Annotated in this window: 18 protein-coding genes; 12 read left to right on the top strand and 6 right to left on the bottom strand. The window is 51.1% G+C overall.

Going from position 1 to position 16806, the window contains the following annotated elements; translation table 11 throughout:
* Positions 1 to 5: 5 nt before the first annotated feature.
* The 3 genes from J2T14_RS24245 to J2T14_RS24235 form a co-directional block, all read right to left on the bottom strand.
* Positions 6 to 2447, bottom strand: a complete 2442-nt coding sequence (locus J2T14_RS24245; RefSeq protein ID WP_307475002.1) for a hypothetical protein — start codon at positions 2445 to 2447, stop codon at positions 6 to 8.
* A gap of 88 nt (positions 2448 to 2535) precedes the next feature.
* On the bottom strand, positions 2536 to 3591 hold the full coding sequence (locus tag J2T14_RS24240) for a M42 family metallopeptidase (RefSeq protein WP_307475000.1): 1056 nt from the start codon (positions 3589 to 3591) through the stop codon (positions 2536 to 2538).
* Positions 3592 to 3619: 28 nt separating this feature from the next.
* Positions 3620 to 4054 carry a hypothetical protein gene (locus J2T14_RS24235; protein ID WP_307474998.1) on the bottom strand — a complete coding sequence of 145 codons (435 nt, stop codon included), beginning with the start codon at positions 4052 to 4054 and terminating at the stop codon, positions 3620 to 3622.
* Positions 4055 to 4152: 98 nt separating this feature from the next.
* On the opposite strand from J2T14_RS24235, the gene J2T14_RS24230 reads away from it, so the two are divergent.
* Positions 4153 to 5067, top strand: a complete 915-nt coding sequence (locus J2T14_RS24230) for a DUF4362 domain-containing protein (protein WP_307474996.1) — start codon at positions 4153 to 4155, stop codon at positions 5065 to 5067.
* 6 nt (positions 5068 to 5073) lie between these two features.
* On the opposite strand, the gene J2T14_RS24225 is transcribed toward J2T14_RS24230, so the two are convergent.
* Positions 5074 to 5382: a thioredoxin family protein gene (locus J2T14_RS24225; protein WP_307474994.1), complete on the bottom strand. Its 309-nt coding sequence runs from the start codon at positions 5380 to 5382 to the stop codon at positions 5074 to 5076.
* Positions 5383 to 5482: 100 nt separating this feature from the next.
* Between J2T14_RS24225 and J2T14_RS24220 the strand changes: the two genes are divergently transcribed.
* The 9 genes from J2T14_RS24220 to J2T14_RS24180 all read left to right on the top strand — a co-directional run bounded on the left by J2T14_RS24220 (position 5483) and on the right by J2T14_RS24180 (position 11123).
* Entirely contained in the window at positions 5483 to 5779 is a 297-nt protein-coding gene (locus tag J2T14_RS24220; RefSeq protein ID WP_307474993.1) for a hypothetical protein, read from the top strand.
* 332 nt (positions 5780 to 6111) lie between these two features.
* On the top strand, positions 6112 to 6633 hold the full coding sequence (locus J2T14_RS24215; protein ID WP_307474991.1) for a hypothetical protein: 522 nt from the start codon (positions 6112 to 6114) through the stop codon (positions 6631 to 6633).
* 180 nt (positions 6634 to 6813) lie between these two features.
* Positions 6814 to 7668 (top strand): BclA C-terminal domain-containing protein, encoded by an 855-nt coding sequence (locus tag J2T14_RS24210; protein WP_307474990.1) that lies wholly within the window; start codon positions 6814 to 6816, stop codon positions 7666 to 7668.
* 77 nt (positions 7669 to 7745) lie between these two features.
* On the top strand, positions 7746 to 8171 hold the full coding sequence (locus J2T14_RS24205) for a disulfide oxidoreductase (protein WP_307474988.1): 426 nt from the start codon (positions 7746 to 7748) through the stop codon (positions 8169 to 8171).
* A 352-nt stretch (positions 8172 to 8523) separates the two neighbouring features.
* The gene (locus J2T14_RS24200) at positions 8524 to 9027 is read left to right on the top strand and encodes a sensor histidine kinase (RefSeq protein WP_307474986.1); all 504 of its coding nucleotides are present in this window, start codon (positions 8524 to 8526) and stop codon (positions 9025 to 9027) included.
* A 314-nt stretch (positions 9028 to 9341) separates the two neighbouring features.
* On the top strand, positions 9342 to 10139 hold the full coding sequence (locus J2T14_RS24195) for a TerC family protein (protein WP_307474984.1): 798 nt from the start codon (positions 9342 to 9344) through the stop codon (positions 10137 to 10139).
* Positions 10140 to 10238: 99 nt separating this feature from the next.
* On the top strand, positions 10239 to 10844 hold the full coding sequence (locus J2T14_RS24190; protein ID WP_307474982.1) for a thymidine kinase: 606 nt from the start codon (positions 10239 to 10241) through the stop codon (positions 10842 to 10844).
* Complete coding sequence (locus tag J2T14_RS24185; protein ID WP_307474980.1) at positions 10837 to 10965, top strand: hypothetical protein; 129 nt, start codon at positions 10837 to 10839, stop codon at positions 10963 to 10965. The genes J2T14_RS24190 and J2T14_RS24185 overlap by 8 nt, the downstream gene beginning before the upstream one ends.
* The gene (locus J2T14_RS24180; protein WP_307474979.1) at positions 10959 to 11123 is read left to right on the top strand and encodes an MEKHLA domain-containing protein; all 165 of its coding nucleotides are present in this window, start codon (positions 10959 to 10961) and stop codon (positions 11121 to 11123) included. The genes J2T14_RS24185 and J2T14_RS24180 overlap by 7 nt, the downstream gene beginning before the upstream one ends.
* Positions 11124 to 11306: 183 nt before the next feature.
* Here the strand turns inward: J2T14_RS24180 and J2T14_RS24175 are convergent, their stop codons facing one another.
* A complete protein-coding gene (locus tag J2T14_RS24175; protein ID WP_307474976.1) occupies positions 11307 to 11843 on the bottom strand; it encodes a superoxide dismutase family protein in 537 nt (178 codons plus the stop codon).
* A 187-nt stretch (positions 11844 to 12030) separates the two neighbouring features.
* Here J2T14_RS24175 and J2T14_RS24170 point away from each other — a divergent pair, with 187 nt between their 5' ends.
* Positions 12031 to 12948: a DUF72 domain-containing protein gene (locus tag J2T14_RS24170; protein ID WP_307474974.1), complete on the top strand. Its 918-nt coding sequence runs from the start codon at positions 12031 to 12033 to the stop codon at positions 12946 to 12948.
* A 494-nt stretch (positions 12949 to 13442) separates the two neighbouring features.
* Here the strand turns inward: J2T14_RS24170 and J2T14_RS24165 are convergent, their stop codons facing one another.
* Positions 13443 to 14315, bottom strand: a complete 873-nt coding sequence (locus tag J2T14_RS24165) for a helix-turn-helix domain-containing protein (RefSeq protein WP_307474972.1) — start codon at positions 14313 to 14315, stop codon at positions 13443 to 13445.
* Between the two features lie 157 nt (positions 14316 to 14472).
* On the opposite strand from J2T14_RS24165, the gene J2T14_RS24160 reads away from it, so the two are divergent.
* A complete protein-coding gene (locus J2T14_RS24160; protein WP_307474970.1) occupies positions 14473 to 16803 on the top strand; it encodes a glycoside hydrolase family 95 protein in 2331 nt (776 codons plus the stop codon).
* Positions 16804 to 16806: the final 3 nt, after the last annotated feature.

Genomic DNA, 16806 nt, shown 5'->3' with positions numbered 1-16806 from the left:
TTGTTTTAATTAAAGTAGCTTCTCAATACGAAAGCAGGCTCATCGCCGGCATTGCCTTCAATATCAAAGGCATCATAATATCCATCAATGACAGCACGGCTGACGGTCTTGGTTTGCATATCGATCTTCACGATTTCGGTATAAAGCGGTCTGTTCGTCTCTTCTTGTTGCATAAGCTGGCGATAACGCTCTTCCAAGTCGCTATGAAGCATGAAGTAAATGCTGTCTCCGTGCCTTAGGAGCGGACCTATATCAGCATAGTTTTGGCGGAAAACCGTATTCACCTCATTACGAGCCAAATCAATCGCCAAAATCCGATAGCCTTGAACTAAATAATACAGTTCCGATGTTTCATCGACGATTAGAGAGCTCTCCCCCTGTGTCGTCATATCATAGATACCGTCCGGAGTGGAACGAGGATAAGCCAGCGTGCTTAACCAGTTCCCTTGTCGATCGAACCGCTCCAGGCGGTGATCAAGCAGCAAGACGACTTCATCCCTATAAGGGATGATTTTCTCACTTGCCCGGGCGTTTACTGTAAACCCAACATAAAAAGAGCGATACTGTTGCTTTTTGGCATCATATTGATAAAGGGAACCGTCGAAATAGTACCAAGTAAGTCCGGATGTTGTATCGTCGTACAATTGATGAGGCATGAATCCATCGAACATTGCCTTCTTCATGCGTGCCGTGGATTCGAATGGCAGTTGTTTGGTGTTCAGTAGCTTAAACTGCGCATCTACCGTTAATTGACCCGCGATGGACGCAATACGCAATTGATCGCCGTCAGAGGTTAGCCGGTAGGGGGTATGAACAGCGAACTCGGCTTCTACCTCCAGCTTGTCATTCAGCTTGATGACGCGTGAGCCTTCCGTATCCGAGATAAACCAAGCGTCTCTCCAACGAATGAAGTCCATCGCTCCTCGCCCGCCAGCCGCTTCCCCGATCGAGACCTTAACCGTGACCGGAAGCTCTCCAAGCTCGCTCAGCTGTCCGTCCGTATATTCATAGAAATAACGATCGTATAACACAAACCATTGCGATCCATATTTGCGGAATACCTTCGCGTAACCGTAATCTCCTTCTCTTCTTACTTCTTCCAATGCGCCCAGCAGCTCTTCAGGGATCGATTCGTTCGTATTAAAATCCTGATAACTCCAATCCGGAATCTCGTAGCTGAAGTATGGTGGGATATAAGCAGGACGTTCTTCTTTCTTGATGGCGAACTCTTTTAAGGGCGAAGACCATAGATGACGGGGAGACGCTTCTTCCGTGTTAACGAAATCATATAAGGAAATATATTGGGTCATTCCTCGCACGTCGTACTCCGCAAGCATTCCTCTCGTCGTGATCAAGCGTCCTTCTGTCGTTGGAAAATAGTCATACGTCGGCGTATTGGTATCGAAAGGCGCGTCTTCTTTGTACTGAATCACTTCAATCTGCTCGGGCGTAGCGCGGGTGAAAGTGGAGTTATTCAAGGCCTGCCACTCGCCTTCCCATAGCCTCGGCTCATAAGGCATATACGCAAACGATAGGTCGAGATAGGATAGGGCTTCATCGCCAGCTTCATTGCTGAAGCGGCCTATGAGGCGGTTTGCGTGCTCCTTTGGAGAGAACACTTGCTTCACATCGGTTAAGCTGTAGTCCGCATAACGAAGCACATAGGGATAAGCGGATTGAAAATAGAGGAGACTGCTGTATTCGTCGGCAAAGCTATAGATGGCCGAGCCTTCAGGTAATGGAAAGGTATGGACATTTGTGAAATAGCGAAGTTGATTATCTGTCCCGGGCTCTTTCGGATTCGGCGTGAACGTTATTTGGCTGTTGTTGGGAATCCATTCTTTATGTGAGGGAGCGACGATATACTCGGAAAAATTGGATATGCCGTTGCGCACCATGATGAGAAATATACTGGGTTCATTGGCGGCCGTGACGGCAAGCACCTGTTGCGGGCCAAAATAAATGTTGTCTAGCTCCGTAATTGCAGGCGTAGGCTGCGTCTGCACCGAGATCCATGCACCACGATGTCCTTCTTGCTCCAAACTGCTGTCGATAAGCTGAGTGCCTATAAGCAGGGCATTCCCACTAACCCATGCTTGTGTGGTGAGGGATTGTTCCCATGTATAAAGTACTCGCTCGTCTACTCCGTCCGATGAGTAATAAAGATGAGAGTCCTGTACGTAAATGCTGTTTTGTTCCTTCTTCCAAAGCACAAGCGGCTCTGCCGTATCGGGATCAAACGGTTCTGCGGGAGGGGTCCAGTCCGGCGCTGCGTCAGCAATCGGTTGTGTCGAGACAAGACGCGTTGCGGCAGGGATAACCGCCTCGCGCTTAGCATCGGCTGACCAATAAAAATAAAGGATGATCGTAAGCATCGGAATAACGATACATACGGTCCAAATGATTCGCCGCCTGCGCAGCTTCATAATAGCCACTCCCTCATTCATCTCGCAATTCCTTCCATTTATTGACGAATGATACAGACCGAATGTTGCTGTCAGTGGAGTTACATGCGGCAGTCGTTACGCGTAACTTCTATACCGACTCCATCACATAAGCGAGCAGAAGCGCTGCCGTATTGACGACGGCGTCGGCATGCGTCCGCTCCATGCCGTGCGAGGCGTGCACGCCAGGGCCGATAAGGGCTGCGCGGATGTTGCTTCCTCCGCGGAGGGCGGCGGAAGCGTCCGATCCGTAGTGCGGATAAATATCGACCGCATACGGGATCTGCTCTCGCTTCGCGAGCTCAATGAGCCGGCTCGTCATATTGTAATCGTACGGGCCGGAGGAGTCTTTGGCGCAAATCGATACATCCAGCTCAGTCGTTGACAGATCGTCGCCGATCGCCCCCATGTCGACGGCGATCATCTCCGAAATGTCGCTTGGAATATGGGAGCTGCCGTGGCCGACCTCTTCGTACGTGGACAAGATGAGCTTGAGCGTATGGGCAGGAGTTTGCCCCGACCGTTTCAACCATTCAAGCAAACCGAATAACGCGGCCACGCTAGCTTTGTCGTCGAGATGGCGTGATTTGATCCAGCCGTTAGGCAGAATGCGCGTCCTGGCGTCCCATGATATGAAATCGCCGACGGCGATCCCCAGCTTCTCGGTATCCTCCTTCGTCTTCACGGCTTCGTCGATCCGAATCTCCATATTCGCCTCCTCGCGTTTCCAATCGCGCGCATCGGTATACACATGAACGGAAGCTTTGGTCGACAATACCGTTCCTTCGTATGTACGGCCATCCCTCGCATGAATCAGGCAATATTCCCCTTCTACCGTATGCATCGCATACCCGCCAATCGGCGTGAACCGGATCATGCCGTTAGGCTTGATTGAGCGAACCATTGCGCCAAGCGTATCGACATGGGCGGATAAGCCGATTACTCGTCCGGTGTCCTGCCCGGGAATCGTAATGATCGCATTTCCTTTTGGGGTCATTTCGAGCGAGTATCCAAGCTTCCCTGTCTCGGCTTGCACATATTTCATAACGTCCATGCAGTATCCGCTAGGGCTCGGAATTCGCAGCAGCGCCTCCAGCTGGTTAACGATATATTGCCGGTCAAGCTGGGATGCGTAAGCATCAGGCATAGTTAAGCTCTCCTTCCAATGTTCGAAGTTATTCTTGCAGTTTGGCATAAAAGCGTCGTTTTGCCGTATGGAGCTTTTTCTTAAATAATAGGCTCAGGTAAACGCCTTGTATAGTGCCGAGCAGGAATGTACCTAGCGATGCGGGCAATCCGATGACTAATATAAGTATCCCGGCTCCGAAGTTTCCATCGTCGTTTAGGCTGGCTGGGCCGCCATTAAGATTGGCAAAAGCAACGATCCCAATAAAGAACAGCAGATACAGAATAGTTGAAGTAATCAAAAAGTGCCATTTTCCGTTAGCTGTAAAGGTGGTTGCCGCTATATTCGTCAAAAGCATCAGAAGTCCAAACAGAACGCCGACAACGATGCTCGTCTCCATTACTACCAAATCGATAAAGCAGATACTTAATATTGCGTGAAGCAGCGGACTGAAAAGTAATTCAATAATCCGTATTCCCTTCATAACAGCAGACCTCCCAGTTTCTGTAATTTCAATATACTGTAACAATTGCTGCGAAAGCAACGTCTAGCCTAGTAGTGAAGGCGTTGGAAGGGATGAGCATGATGAGAAGTTTGAAAATGACAATTGCTGCGATAACGATGATTTTGCCACTTGCATTAGCGGGCTGCGGCAATCGTGAGCCAGGGTCAGGTACTGGATCAACGCAGTCACCAACCGAAACCGAAACGGGTACGCGAGCCGAGACGAACAGCGGGGCGGGGTGGAGGGACGACCACGATATTAATGATACGAACGATGTTATTGCCATCCATAACAGCGTCAGCAATTGGGAGAAGCTCGATACCTTTACGGAGCTTAAACCTGGTACGCAGCGCATCGTACATTACACGATCGAAGGAGATCCTATATTTTACGACTTAAAATATAGCGATAGCGGTTTCCAGCTTCGTTACGATACGACAGCAGATAAGTTCGGGTCGCCGAGCGTTAAAGTTTACGATTGCAAAGGTTTCGAGAAGAGTGAATCGGATGTAGAGCTACGTTATACGCTAACCGGTTGTCAGGGGGATAACGATGAATTCGTCGTCCTGGAGCTGGACTACAACGTCGCGGAGCAGGATTTGTTCGAATTCACTTTGCTCTACGGGATTACGGAGAAAAACGAGGTTCATACGGCCGAGAATAAGCTTGTCAAGGATCTTCAAAACGGCGAGGTTGCGGAGCTGGACGACTTCAAGCTAACATCTCAAGAACGAGGTCTTATCTATAAGGAAATGGTGCTCGCGAATTATTTGGCGGAGAAGAAGCTGTCAAGTACTTGCAATGCGGAGCCTCATGCAAGCTATGACTTGACCGTACGCATTAATGGCGGCGAGAGACATTATGAATGGTCGGAATGCAATAGCGGCGAGGATAACGAGACGATGACGAAAATGGTGCGGAAGATTATCGCCATCGTAGAAGGGAAGAATGAGTACAAGGCGCTGCCGGCGGTTAAGGGCGCTTACGAATAATGGATGTTATCGAAGCAACGCATAGAGATGCTGGGCGGATTGCATCGCATATTCCTTGCGAAGAGGAACGCCTCCGTCCAGTACGACGAGGCAAGGGACGCTTGCGATCTGCCACTGGTCGCGCAGCTTGGGGGCATAATTAATGTTTATTTTGTAGAGCGGGGTGGAGACGCCTGTCGCTTCGGCAATTTCGAGCATCCGCTCACCCACCATGCAAGTACCGCATAACGGCGTGAAGAACAGTATGCCGGCTTTGCCGCAGCTGCTTTGAATGCGTTCAAATAACGCTGCTTCTTCGAGCTCTTTGATAGCCATAGTTACGCCGCTCCTCTTACTAAACTTCTTTAATTTAATTTACGTTATTTCATACAGATATTCAATATATCCTATTGTGCGAAAGGGGAATCCGAACTTCATGAGGATAAGAAAAAGAGTAATCGTTATAGTTTCCGCTGCGGTTATCGTTCTACTATGGGCGCTTAGCTTCTTGTCGCCTGAATGGACGATAAGAAGGCATATTTTAGAGCATCTGCAACCGATTAATAGCCTGAAGGCCGAAATATCGACGCTAGGCAAAGTGGATCCGGAATATGGGTATTTATATAACGTCGACGGTTTAATGGATACGACAACGGGCGACGAACTAGGTGCGGTCTATTTGAAAAAAGCGGGAATTTTCTGGTATGTAGCCAGCGCAGGCTCAGGACCATGATTGTTATAGGATGGCTTGAAAGAGGGGATGAATGAAATGAAGCGTTTGACGGCGGGTACTGGATTTACGATTTCATATCGGACGGGTCTACCGTTACGATGAGGGTTGATTCGACCCGCGACTCCTATGCGCAGGGCAAAGTTGCTACATATACGTGCCAAGGGGTTGCGATTGTGAAGGAGAAAAGCGAGGACGGCGAATGGATCGACTACTTGTCTGTCAGCGATTGCGACGGCGAGGAGAAATTCAAGCAAGGAAACGAATTGGCTTTAATTCCCCGCGAATATCAATGAGCCGCAGCGGTTTTCGAAAATGATGGATGAGGTGATGAAATGGTGATATCCCGGACTCGGAAATTTTTACTCATTGGTATCGTTGCGGCGGTAGTATGCGCAGCTCTTCTAGCGTGGCTGCTGCTGCAGGAAAGCCGGGACGAGGAAACCCTCATTCACCTAAATGAGAACCTGTCCGCTGCGGGTGCGCAACTCGCTCAAACCGAGCAGAAAATAATCGCTTCGTTTGGCGAAGGCGAGAATGTGGAAGGCTCTGGCGGGCATCTTCGGACATACGAGGCTAACGGTATTCGAATCGGTTTTTCCGGAGATCAAGACAATGATCTTTACGGCCTAGTAAGTTCCATCGCCTTCTGGGATCCAGCTTATGACGTGTATAGCATTAACATTGGGGACGATAGGATGGCTGCAATCGATACTCTTCTGTCGCAAGGTTACAAACATTTGACAGAGGGAATGTACCGCAATGGGGAATACATCATTTCATTGAGCGGCGCTGAGACGGTAGAACTCATTCAAATATGGTTCGACGACAAAGATTTGAGGGATAGGCAGTATTAGGCAATACAACTCAAACTATATTTGACCATAAATCTTGAACGATATATATACCTTTCTAATGCTAGTATATACCTATTTTTTCTAAAAATAGATTGTCGTCTAATCGCATTGATATAAATGTCCATGCCTCCAGTAGACTTCGAGAGTACTATACAACAAATAAAAATGGAGGTGTGTGCATTGGGTTGTCCTAAGCCAAGGCGAAAAAGCAGTTGCATAAAGGTAGGAACGATTGTTTGTCCATCAATGAAACCAAAAGGTATAAAGAAAAAATGCAAGCCGAAAAGAAAAAGTTGCTGCAAGAAAATTATTATCAAAAAAAGAATTGTTCGTGTAATAAATCGGATAAATAGAGCTGGCCGTGTTGGTTCTGCAGGATCTGTAGGATCGGCAGGTAGCGTGGGCAGCGCAGGGTCAGCTGGCAGTGCGGGCAGCATAGGTTCAGCAGGCAGTGTGGGTTCGGCAGGTTCGGTCGGCCCTGCAGGAGAAGTAGGCTCAGCTGGAAGCGTAGGATCAGCGGGTGCAGTAGGTTCAGCAGGCGCGGTAGGCGCTGCAGGTGCTGTAGGCGAAGCTGGTGTAGTTGGTGCTACTGGCGCGACTGGTGCCACCGGTGCGGCAGGTCTAGGACTTTCCCAGTATGGGTATATTTACAATCTTACTTCTCGGGTAGTTGCATTAGAAGAGGATGTTATTTTTGATTCCAATGGTATTCTTACGCCAGGTATTACGCATGCCCCTGGAACTACTACGATTTCAGTTAGCGAAACGGGCGATTATGAGGTTACTTTTTCCGTATCGGGTGTACAACCGAACCAATTTGCGATATTTCATAATAACGCCCCCGTTGCGGGAACCGTATACGGTTCGGGTGCCGGTACTCAAATAACCACCGGGCAGGTGATTCTCACTTTATCGGCCGGTGATTTCATTACGCTACGAAATCACACTTCAACTGCCGGGGTTACGTTACAGCCTGTAGCCGGCGGCACACAAGCAAACGTAAATGCCTCTATTGTTATTAAAAAGCTAAATTAGCTCTTTCGAGTCATGCGATGATTCGGCGCTTTAAACGAAAATAAGATTTAGTTCGTTTAAAGAGCAGGAGGCTTAGCATGACGGAAGAGCAGGAGAAAAAGCTGTCATTTTGGTTGTTTGTTGCATGGGCAGTGGCCGTTCTGGCAACGGCGGGAAGCTTGTATTTGAGCGAGGTGAAGCATTTTCCCCCATGCAGCTTATGCTGGTTCCAGCGCATATTCATGTACCCGCTAACGCTGCTGTTCGTAGTGGCCTATGCCAAGGGGGATAAGGGAATTGTCTCTTACGCGCTGCCGCTCGTTGCAATTGGAGGAGGCTTCTCGCTGTACCACACCATTCTGCAGAAGCTCCCGCATGATTCCACGTTGAATGCTTGCGGTCCAGTATCCTGCAAGGGCGACTATTTGAACTGGTTCGGCTTTATTACGATACCGATGCTTGCGCTAACGGCGTTCATTATAATCTTGGTGGCGCTAATTAAGATTAGAATGCTGGTCAAGTAAAGGAATCGTAATGGTTGAGAATCGTAGCAGCGTTATTTGTGATGTTGGGGGTTATATTGGAGTGTTATATTGGAGTTTGGCGGACCGTATAAACGTTATTTGCTACAAATGATGCTAACTATGCACAATAGGATTGAAATTAGGTTTCCTCGTTTCGCTGCTGCTCCAAATGGAGAGTATTCGGCGGAATAGCGTTAACGAGGTTCGTAACGGGAAGCGGCGGGCCGAATGAAGGGGTAATCATCAATAAAATCCAGTATCTAGTAGATCCTATAGGATCTTAATAGATACTGGATTTTTTTATATTCAACCAAATAAAAGCGTTTTATTTCGATTCTTCCGTTGTTTTGTTGTGAAGAATGAGGGCGTTTACACCATCATTAGCCGTCTTGGCAAGTTCGGCGAGATCGAGAAGCTCGATCAGATGGTGACCGGTCTCGCGAAGTTTTACCGGCTAACGCTTAATCATGGCAAGTTCATTATTCCGGTGGAGAAGGAGATTGAGCAGGTGAAGATGTATATCGAAATTCAGAAAATCAAATACGGCAGCCGGATCGTGGTCATGTACGACATAGAAGCGGACATCTATGGGTATGATACGGTTAAGCTTATTTTGCAGCCATTTATCGAAAATATTTTGGAGCATGCGTTGTTTCAAAGCTGTGTTACAATCAAGTTATGCGCATATCGGGACAAGGACACTATCTTCTTTAAAACCATCGACGACGGCGTCGGCATGAATCAGGAACGCGTCCATCAGATCAATCAACGGAGCAGCGGTGAGCAGGCAGGCTACAGCATTCGCAATGTCGATGAGCGTATCATGCTGCAATTCGGAGTACAATATGGTGCTTGAATCGGAAGCCGATTCGGAGCAGGTACAACCGTCCTTATTCGCATTCCATTTTTTAAGGAAAAAATATTTTAAAAAAAATGAAACCTAAACAATATAGGCTTCGTAACTATACGGTATCAGAATGCTGCACAAATTGCATAGCGTACTGAAACACTCCAAAGGGGAGTAGCTTTTACAGTAAAGTCGTCATTACGAGAATGACCTTCTCCGGCTTTATTGGCAACGTCAACGTTGTTAGCCAGACCTTTGCCTATTTAGGCAGAGGTTTTTTTTATGCCTCGGGAGATACTACAAATCAAAACGGAGGGATCAGCATGGATTTATCACTGTTGTTGGAGTACGGTTGGGTATTGCTCGTATTGATCGTACTGGAAGGTTTGCTGGCGGCGGATAATGCGCTCGTCTTGGCAATCATGGTTAAGCACTTGCCTGATGAGCAGCGCAAAAAAGCGTTGTTCTACGGCTTGGTCGGAGCATTCGTGCTTCGTTTCGGTTCCTTGTTCGCCATCTCGTTCTTGGTGGACGTATGGCAAGTTCAAGCAATTGGAGCGCTTTACCTGTTATTCATTGCGTGTAACCACATCTTCCGAAAGCTGATCGTCAAGAAAGCCGAGGACGAAGCCGACGAGGCAGCAGGCAAGCCTGTCAAAGAGAGGAAGGGCAGCAGCTTCTGGATGACGGTCGTAAAGGTCGAGATTGCCGACATCGCGTTCGCAGTCGACTCGATTCTTGCAGCAGTTGCGCTTGCAGTTGCGCTTCCGCCAACAGGCTTGGGTACGTTTGGCGGTATGGATGTTGGACAATTCACCGTTATTTTTCTTGGGGGCTTTATCGGCTTGCTTATTATGCGTTTCGCGGCATCCGCATTCGTCAAGCTGCTGGAGCGCAAGCCGGGGCTTGAGCTTGCGGCATTCTTCATCGTAGGCTGGGTCGGCGTTAAGCTGGCCGTCATCACGCTTGCGCATCCGTCCATTGGCGTTGTTTCCGAGCACTTCGCGCATTCGACAGGCTGGAAGCTGACGTTCTACATCGTGCTTATTATCATTGCCGCACTTGGCTGGTTCTTGTCGAGCGACAAAGAAAAAGAAGGCACTTCGCAAACAGCTGCTTAATCAGAATCAGATGATCGCCACCTTATAAAGTTGTTATCCGTTACGCCGTCATCTTCCTGTATAATAGGCTTACTGATCTGTTAGGTGGAGGAGATACGCGTGGCACAGCTTTATTACAAATACGGAACGATGAACAGCGGCAAGTCGTTCGAGATCATTAAGGTCGCACACAACTATGAAGAGCAGGGAAAGCCGGTCCTTATATTTTCGCCGTCGGTAAGCGCCAGAGGCAACATCGACCGAGTCGGATCGCGCGTCGGCTTCGAGCGCGACGCGATACCGGTTCACGATGAGACCGATCTGTACGAGAGCGTGAAGTCGTTCCTGAATCCCGGGGTACAGCATAAACAAATTTATTGCGTACTCATTGACGAGGCGCAGTTTCTGAAGAAACATCATATATTGGAGCTCACACGGGTCGTAGACGAGCTGAACATTCCGGTAATGGCGTTCGGGCTGAAGAACGACTTCCAGAATCAGCTGTTCGAGGGCAGCTACTATTTGCTCGTGCAAGCGGACAAGATCGAAGAGATCAAGACGATCTGCTGGTATTGCGACCGCAAGGCTACAATGGTTATTCGCTTCCGCGAGGGCCAGCCGATCAACGCGGGCGAGCAGATTCAAGTAGGCGGCAATGAAGATTACAAGCCGGTATGCAGACGCTGCTATAACCATGCATTCCGCGGAGGCGTAAGCTATGACTGATTCGTTGAGGACAGGCATTGGAGCGACGGAGGAGCATGCGTTATTGCTTATGGACAGCTACTTGCGCTGGACAGGCAGGGAGCTGGTCAACCGCGAGTCGGTAGATTCTTCACCTTGGTAACAGCCTATGGCTATGTTGACGACTACACGAGCATTCGAATATCGAGCACGGGCCGGCGCTTCTATATCAAGCAGGCAACGGTTTGGAATGTGATCGACGAAGCGGGTGTCTATAGAGGACAAGCAGCGACGTTCACGGAGTATAGTTATATCGAATGAATGGGAACAGGCTATACTGAGAGTAGACGACAAGGTCCTCTCTTGGTATAGCCTGTTTTTTGTGCCTAGGTTTGGTGTTTGTCGTGTCGCCGAGTCTCTCTGGCTTCGATTCAATAGCTCATAAAAAAAGCATCTCCTCCTAGCTGAGTTGGGCTAGCGGAGATGCTTTCTTTGCGTTAAAGCCTACTTTACGACGCCGCAAGCAATGCGGCCGCCGGAATTGCCCGAAGGATCGGTTACGTAGTCGTCCGCCTTCTCATGGATGACAAGCGCTGCGCCATCTGCCTTGATGATCGAATTCGGTTGTCCCGGCTGAAGCGTGACAACGGCGGTCTCGAGATCCGCGGTTACTTTGCCGTCCGCGCCGACTTCGATATTCGGGAGGTCGCCTCCGTGGAAGCCCTTCGGATTGTTGAACCCATGCTGCTTATGCGTCGGATTGAAGTGCTCGCCCGCCGACTTGAAGTCCGGCGGATCACATTTGCCGAACTGGTGAAAGTGGAAGCCGTGTTTGCCCGGAGGAAGCTTCTCTGCTTCAAGATGGATCATCACCTTGTCGCCTTTCTGAGTCAAGGTCGCTTTGCCGATCGCTTGGTTTTCCGCATTCACGATCGAAATCGAAGCGCCGGCAGTCTCATTTCCTTCGTGGGCATTTGCGGCTCCGAACGCTTGCGATTGAAGCATAAGCAGCAGTGCTGCCGTTATTGCGATAATTTTCATCGTGTATCGTTTCCCTCCACATACGGATCATGGTTTGCAGCCGCTTAAACGGGGCATTTCTAGTATGTGTATAAAAATGGAAGATATTCATTTTGATAAAATAAGATTGAGTTAATAACGGAATTTGATTGCGGCAATGTTTCCATTTATAGTAAAGGGAAAAAAGGAAACGAATGGGGTGAAAGGCATGCCGATTCATATCGGACTGGCCGGCTGGGGCGATCAGGATCGGCTGTACAAGTCTGGCACGAGAGCAAACGAGAAGCTGGGCGCGTACGCGAACCATTTTCCGGTCGTCGAGGTGGACAGCACCTTCTATGCGATACAACCTCGGGAGCGGTTCGCCAAGTGGGTGGGCGATACGCCGGTTACGCTTCACTTTGTCGTTAAGGCGTATCAAGGAATGACGGGCCATCTGCGGGGAGCGGGAGCTGCGGCCGCCGTCGCCAAGAACGGGGCGCTGCAGGACGGCATGTTCGGTGCGTTCCGTCATATGCTTGAGCCAGCGGTTGCCGCCGGACGGCTGCGGGCCGCGTTGTTCCAGTACCCGCCGTGGTTCGATTGCACGCGCGAGAACGTACAGCTGCTGCGGGAAGCGAAGCGGCGCATGGAGGGGATTCCCTGCGCGCTCGAGTTCCGCCACCAAAGCTGGTTCGCGCCGGATTTCCGCGACAAGACGATCGAATTTATGAAGAAGGAACAATGGATTCATAGCGTATGCGACGAACCGCAGGTTCATCCGGGCTCGGTGCCGACCGTCCTGGAGACGACGGATGAAGAAGTGACGATCGTGCGGATGCACGGGCGCAATGCGTCCGGTTGGAAGCAAAGCAGCGCGTCGAATTGGCGGGATGTGCGATATTTATATCGCTATAACGAGACCGAGCTGACGGAGTGGGCGGAGCGGGTTCGTCTGCTGGAGCAGGGCAGCCGCTACGTCTGCGTCATCTTCAACAACAATTCCGGCGGAGATGCGGCGGACAACGCCAAGCAGCTGATGGCGATGCTGGGCCAGCGCCGTCCCGACGGCGGCGACCCGCTCGAGCCGAAGGAGAGGGAACAGCCTGCCGCGGAGCAGCTGGATTTGTTCGACCTGAATCCGTAATGCGGTAGTACAGCGCGAATCGGCGCCCGCGCTGCTGATCCAACGTTGCTTAAGCGGCTAAGGACTGAGGGGACCCTAGTAAAGCGATGAGGGGCGTTTGGAGTAAGCTTGCGGACACGCAAGACTTTAATCGCTAGGAAATAAGCTGCAGAAGCTGATTTTTTCTTCGTTAGGGTATCTAGTGTCCGCAGCTTGCCTCTAACTGCGATTTTGCTGCAGATAAGGGCTTCTGTGTCCGTAAGGCCGAGGGTGACAGTCCAACAATTGTCGACGTGGGCCAATCTTTTGTCATACCTAGTGTTAATTTTGAGCACTAATCGGCCGCTGCACGCATAATGTGGGCGAATAGTGTCCTTACAGGCAACTAATAGAGCGGAAAATATCTTTTTGCGGAAAAAGCTTTGAATAGCTTCCGAAATGGAGCTAATCAAGGCTTTTTTGGCGTTGGAGACCTTTACTTTCCCGGAGTGACGCTAATCGTACTCGTGCCACAGTTAGCGATCCGCACCTCTGGACTGAAACCTATAAGCACGCGGGCTGACGCCGTGGAAAGAGCTGAATTGGCGGGTAAACGGGTGGATGGACGCGTATCCGAGCTTGTCCGCGATGTCGGTAACGGAGAGGCTGGTCTCGATCAGGAGATGAGCAGCCCGTTTCATAAGCAGCCTATGGCGGTAGGCGCTGGGCGAGTAGCCGGTCTCGCGTTGGAACAGCGCATGGAAATAAGAGCGCTTCAGACCGCACATGGCCGACCACGCATCAACCGACGATCGCTCCTCCGGGTGCGCGTCCAGATGAGCGAGCAGCTTGACGATCCGATAGTCGCTCGGCTGACGGGTATGAACGGCATTGTACCAGCTAAGCATCCAGGCATACAGCAGGCTGTTCGCGAGCTCGGCGCGGTAGCGGCGGGTTTCCTCGAATAGCTTGGCAAGCGTCACGAACGAGTCGTATAGCCATGGAAACGGCTGAAGCGTGAAGCGGCTTGGGAGCGTGTCGAGCTCTGGACAAGTCTCCTCTGCCGAGACGGTCTCGAACTTGAATGGCTCGGGAGCATGTATGAAATGCCGGTTAAGCGAGACCGGGCTGGCCGCATCCGTCGTCCACATATCGCAATAGAGATTGTAAGAGGAGAGGGGCTGTCCCGCCTTTACATGAAACGCATGCGGCTCGCTGGGCCGCAAAAAAATAAGCGTCTTCCGCTCGATCGGGTACAGCTTGCCGTTCACTTCCATCTCGCCCGGGCCGTCCTCGAACAGATGAAAGGCGTAGACGCTGCATACGCGCAGCTTCTCGTTCCAGCTGCCATCGTATAAGTAACGCATGGAGTCTCCGAGGAATGGCTTTAATTCGTTTAATTTTTTCATAGAGCGTCTCCTTATGATGGCGGATTATTCGTCAACTGATAGGATAGGCGGTCAAATACGGAATCGTTCTTCAATGGTACAATAATGGCGGATTTTACGATAGTGGCTGATTCGAGGCAAAGGACGATCGATCAAAAAAAGCGAGGGGATACGGGCTATGAAATTGCTATACAACGGACCGGGAAAAGACTGGTCGCAAGGGCTGCCGCTTGGCAACGGACGATTAGGGGCTGTCTTGCACGGCGGCGCTGGCCATGAAACATGGAACATGACGGAGATTACGTTCTGGTCAGGCAAAAGCGAGCGTTTCGGCGGTGCGCCTAACGCCAAGGAGAAGCTGGCGCAGATGAGGGAGGCGTTCTTTCGCGGCGATTACGCCGAAGGCGACAAGCTGGCCAAGGAGACGCTGCAGCCGAAGAAAGGAAACTTCGGAACGAACTTGTCGCTGTGCGACGTCTTGATTACTTACGCGCATGAGGGCGAGGGGCTGATGCGCGAACTGGATCTGGAAACAGCGGTAGCTTCTATTTCGTATCGCGGTCAGGACGCTGTTCCGATTCAGCGGGAATATTTCGCATCCCATGCCGACGGCGTCGTCGCGGCGCGCATCGCAGGCGAGCGCAAAGGAAAAGTATCATTCACCTTGCGGTTGCAGGGGAGGACGGATACGTTCGCGGCGTGGAACGAAGAGGACGGCGAAAGCATCGGCTTCCGCGCCCAAGCGACGGAAAGCATTCATAGCGACGGGACATGCGGAGTAATGGCGCAAGGGCTTGCGCGAGTCGCCATCGAGGGCGGGAAGCTGCTAAGCGAAGACGGACAATTGACAGTTGAGGGGGCGGATGCGGCGGTCATCTATTTCGCGGTCGCGACCGATTTCGGACGCGAGAACGATGACGGCTGGCTTAAGGAGAGCAGAGAGAAGGTAGAAGCGGCAACGACGTTAGGCTTTGAGAAGCTAAAGGAGAGCCATGTTGCCGATTACCGGTCGTTGTACGGGCGAGTTAGCCTTGGGCTCGACAGTCCGGCAGAGCTTGCTGAGCTACCGACCGATGTACGGATCAGACGCTTGCGGAGCGGACAGACCGGCGATCTGGCGCTTATCGCGCTGTTTTATCAATACGGACGTTACTTGACGATTGCGGGATCGCGCGAAGATTCGCCGCTGCCGCTTAACTTGCAAGGCATATGGAATGACGGGGAAGCGAACCGCATGGCTTGGAGCTGCGACTACCATCTCGATGTGAATACGCAGATGAACTATTATCCGACGGAAATAAGCAATTTGGCTGAGTGTCATGTGCCTTTGATGAACTATATCGAGCGTCTTGCCGAGGCCGGAAGGGCAGCGGCGACCGACTTTTACGGCGCGGACGGCTGGGTTGCGCATGTCTTCTCGAACGCTTGGGGCTTCGCATCGCCAGGCTGGGAGACGTCGTGGGGGCTCAACGTAACCGGAGGCCTATGGATTGCGATGCATATGAAAGAGCATTACGAGTACGGGCTGGACCGTCAGTTCCTGACTCGCCAAGCCTATCCGGTCATGAAGCAGGCGGCGCTCTTCTTCCTCGACTACATGACCGTGCATCCGAAGTACGGCTGGCTGGTGACCGGTCCTTCGAATTCGCCGGAAAACAGTTTCTTCCCGGGTGCTCCCGAAGACGGAGCACAGCAGCTGTCGATGGGCACCACGATGGATCAGATGCTGGTGCACGACTTATTTGTTTTCTGCTTGGAAGCGGCAGAGCAATTGCAGATCGATGCCGAGTTTCGCGCGCAGCTGCGTGCAGCGATTCGCCTGCTGCCTCCGCTTATGATCGGGAAGCGGGGACAGCTGCAGGAGTGGCTGGAAGACTATGAAGAGGCGCAGCCGGAGCATCGGCATTTCTCGCATTTGTACGGCTTGTATCCGGGCAGCCAGATCGATCCCAAGCAGACGCCGGAACTGGCTGAAGCTATTCGGAATACGCTGCTTGGGCGCATGCAGCAGGGAGAATTGGAGGATATCGAATTTACGGCGGCACTGTTCGCGACGGGATTCTCTCGCCTGCATGACGGCGATCGAGCGGCGAGTCACGTCAGACATCTGATCGGCGAACTGTGCTTCGACAACCTGCTCTCGTACTCGAAGCCGGGCGTGGCCGGAGCGGAGACGAACATTTTCGTCATCGACGGCAACTTCGGCGGCACGGCGGCCATCGCCGATATGCTGCTGCAAAGCCATGCCGGCGTGATTCACCTGTTGCCCGCGCTTCCGCAAGATTGGGCTAGCGGTTCTTATCGCGGGCTTAGAGCGAAAGGCGGTATCGAGGTCGATGCAGCTTGGGAGAGCGGGCGTCTCAGCGGAGCGGTCATTAAGGCTTACCAAGCCTGCGAGGTGAGCGTGAGATACGGAAGCCAAACCGTTCAAATGGTGCTAGAGGCAGGAAAAAGCCGCAGACTAGATCATGGATTGAATGTTAGGGATATAGCAGCAAAAAGGGATTAGGAC

It is taken from the genome of Paenibacillus harenae, assembly GCF_030812415.1.
In the GTDB taxonomy this organism is placed as follows: Bacteria; Bacillota; Bacilli; order Paenibacillales; family Paenibacillaceae; genus Pristimantibacillus; species Pristimantibacillus harenae_A.
This window is presented reverse-complemented; position numbering and strand designations above follow the sequence as displayed.

What these genes read in the sequence shown, in the direction of transcription:
- J2T14_RS24230 (WP_307474996.1), top strand. Translation starts at nt 4,153, where the DNA reads ATGATGAGAAGTTTGAAAATGACAATTGCTGCGATAACGATGATTTTG.
- J2T14_RS24240 (WP_307475000.1), bottom strand. Translation starts at nt 3,591, where the DNA reads ATGCCTGATGCTTACGCATCCCAGCTTGACCGGCAATATATCGTTAAC.
- J2T14_RS24220 (WP_307474993.1), top strand. Translation starts at nt 5,483, where the DNA reads ATGAGGATAAGAAAAAGAGTAATCGTTATAGTTTCCGCTGCGGTTATC.
- J2T14_RS24225 (WP_307474994.1), bottom strand. Translation starts at nt 5,382, where the DNA reads ATGGCTATCAAAGAGCTCGAAGAAGCAGCGTTATTTGAACGCATTCAA.
- J2T14_RS24205 (WP_307474988.1), top strand. Translation starts at nt 7,746, where the DNA reads ATGACGGAAGAGCAGGAGAAAAAGCTGTCATTTTGGTTGTTTGTTGCA.
- J2T14_RS24215 (WP_307474991.1), top strand. Translation starts at nt 6,112, where the DNA reads ATGGTGATATCCCGGACTCGGAAATTTTTACTCATTGGTATCGTTGCG.
- J2T14_RS24195 (WP_307474984.1), top strand. Translation starts at nt 9,342, where the DNA reads ATGGATTTATCACTGTTGTTGGAGTACGGTTGGGTATTGCTCGTATTG.
- J2T14_RS24160 (WP_307474970.1), top strand. Translation starts at nt 14,473, where the DNA reads ATGAAATTGCTATACAACGGACCGGGAAAAGACTGGTCGCAAGGGCTG.
- J2T14_RS24235 (WP_307474998.1), bottom strand. Translation starts at nt 4,054, where the DNA reads ATGAAGGGAATACGGATTATTGAATTACTTTTCAGTCCGCTGCTTCAC.
- J2T14_RS24185 (WP_307474980.1), top strand. Translation starts at nt 10,837, where the DNA reads ATGACTGATTCGTTGAGGACAGGCATTGGAGCGACGGAGGAGCATGCG.
- J2T14_RS24165 (WP_307474972.1), bottom strand. Translation starts at nt 14,315, where the DNA reads ATGAAAAAATTAAACGAATTAAAGCCATTCCTCGGAGACTCCATGCGT.
- J2T14_RS24170 (WP_307474974.1), top strand. Translation starts at nt 12,031, where the DNA reads ATGCCGATTCATATCGGACTGGCCGGCTGGGGCGATCAGGATCGGCTG.
- J2T14_RS24175 (WP_307474976.1), bottom strand. Translation starts at nt 11,843, where the DNA reads ATGAAAATTATCGCAATAACGGCAGCACTGCTGCTTATGCTTCAATCG.
- J2T14_RS24245 (WP_307475002.1), bottom strand. Translation starts at nt 2,447, where the DNA reads ATGAATGAGGGAGTGGCTATTATGAAGCTGCGCAGGCGGCGAATCATT.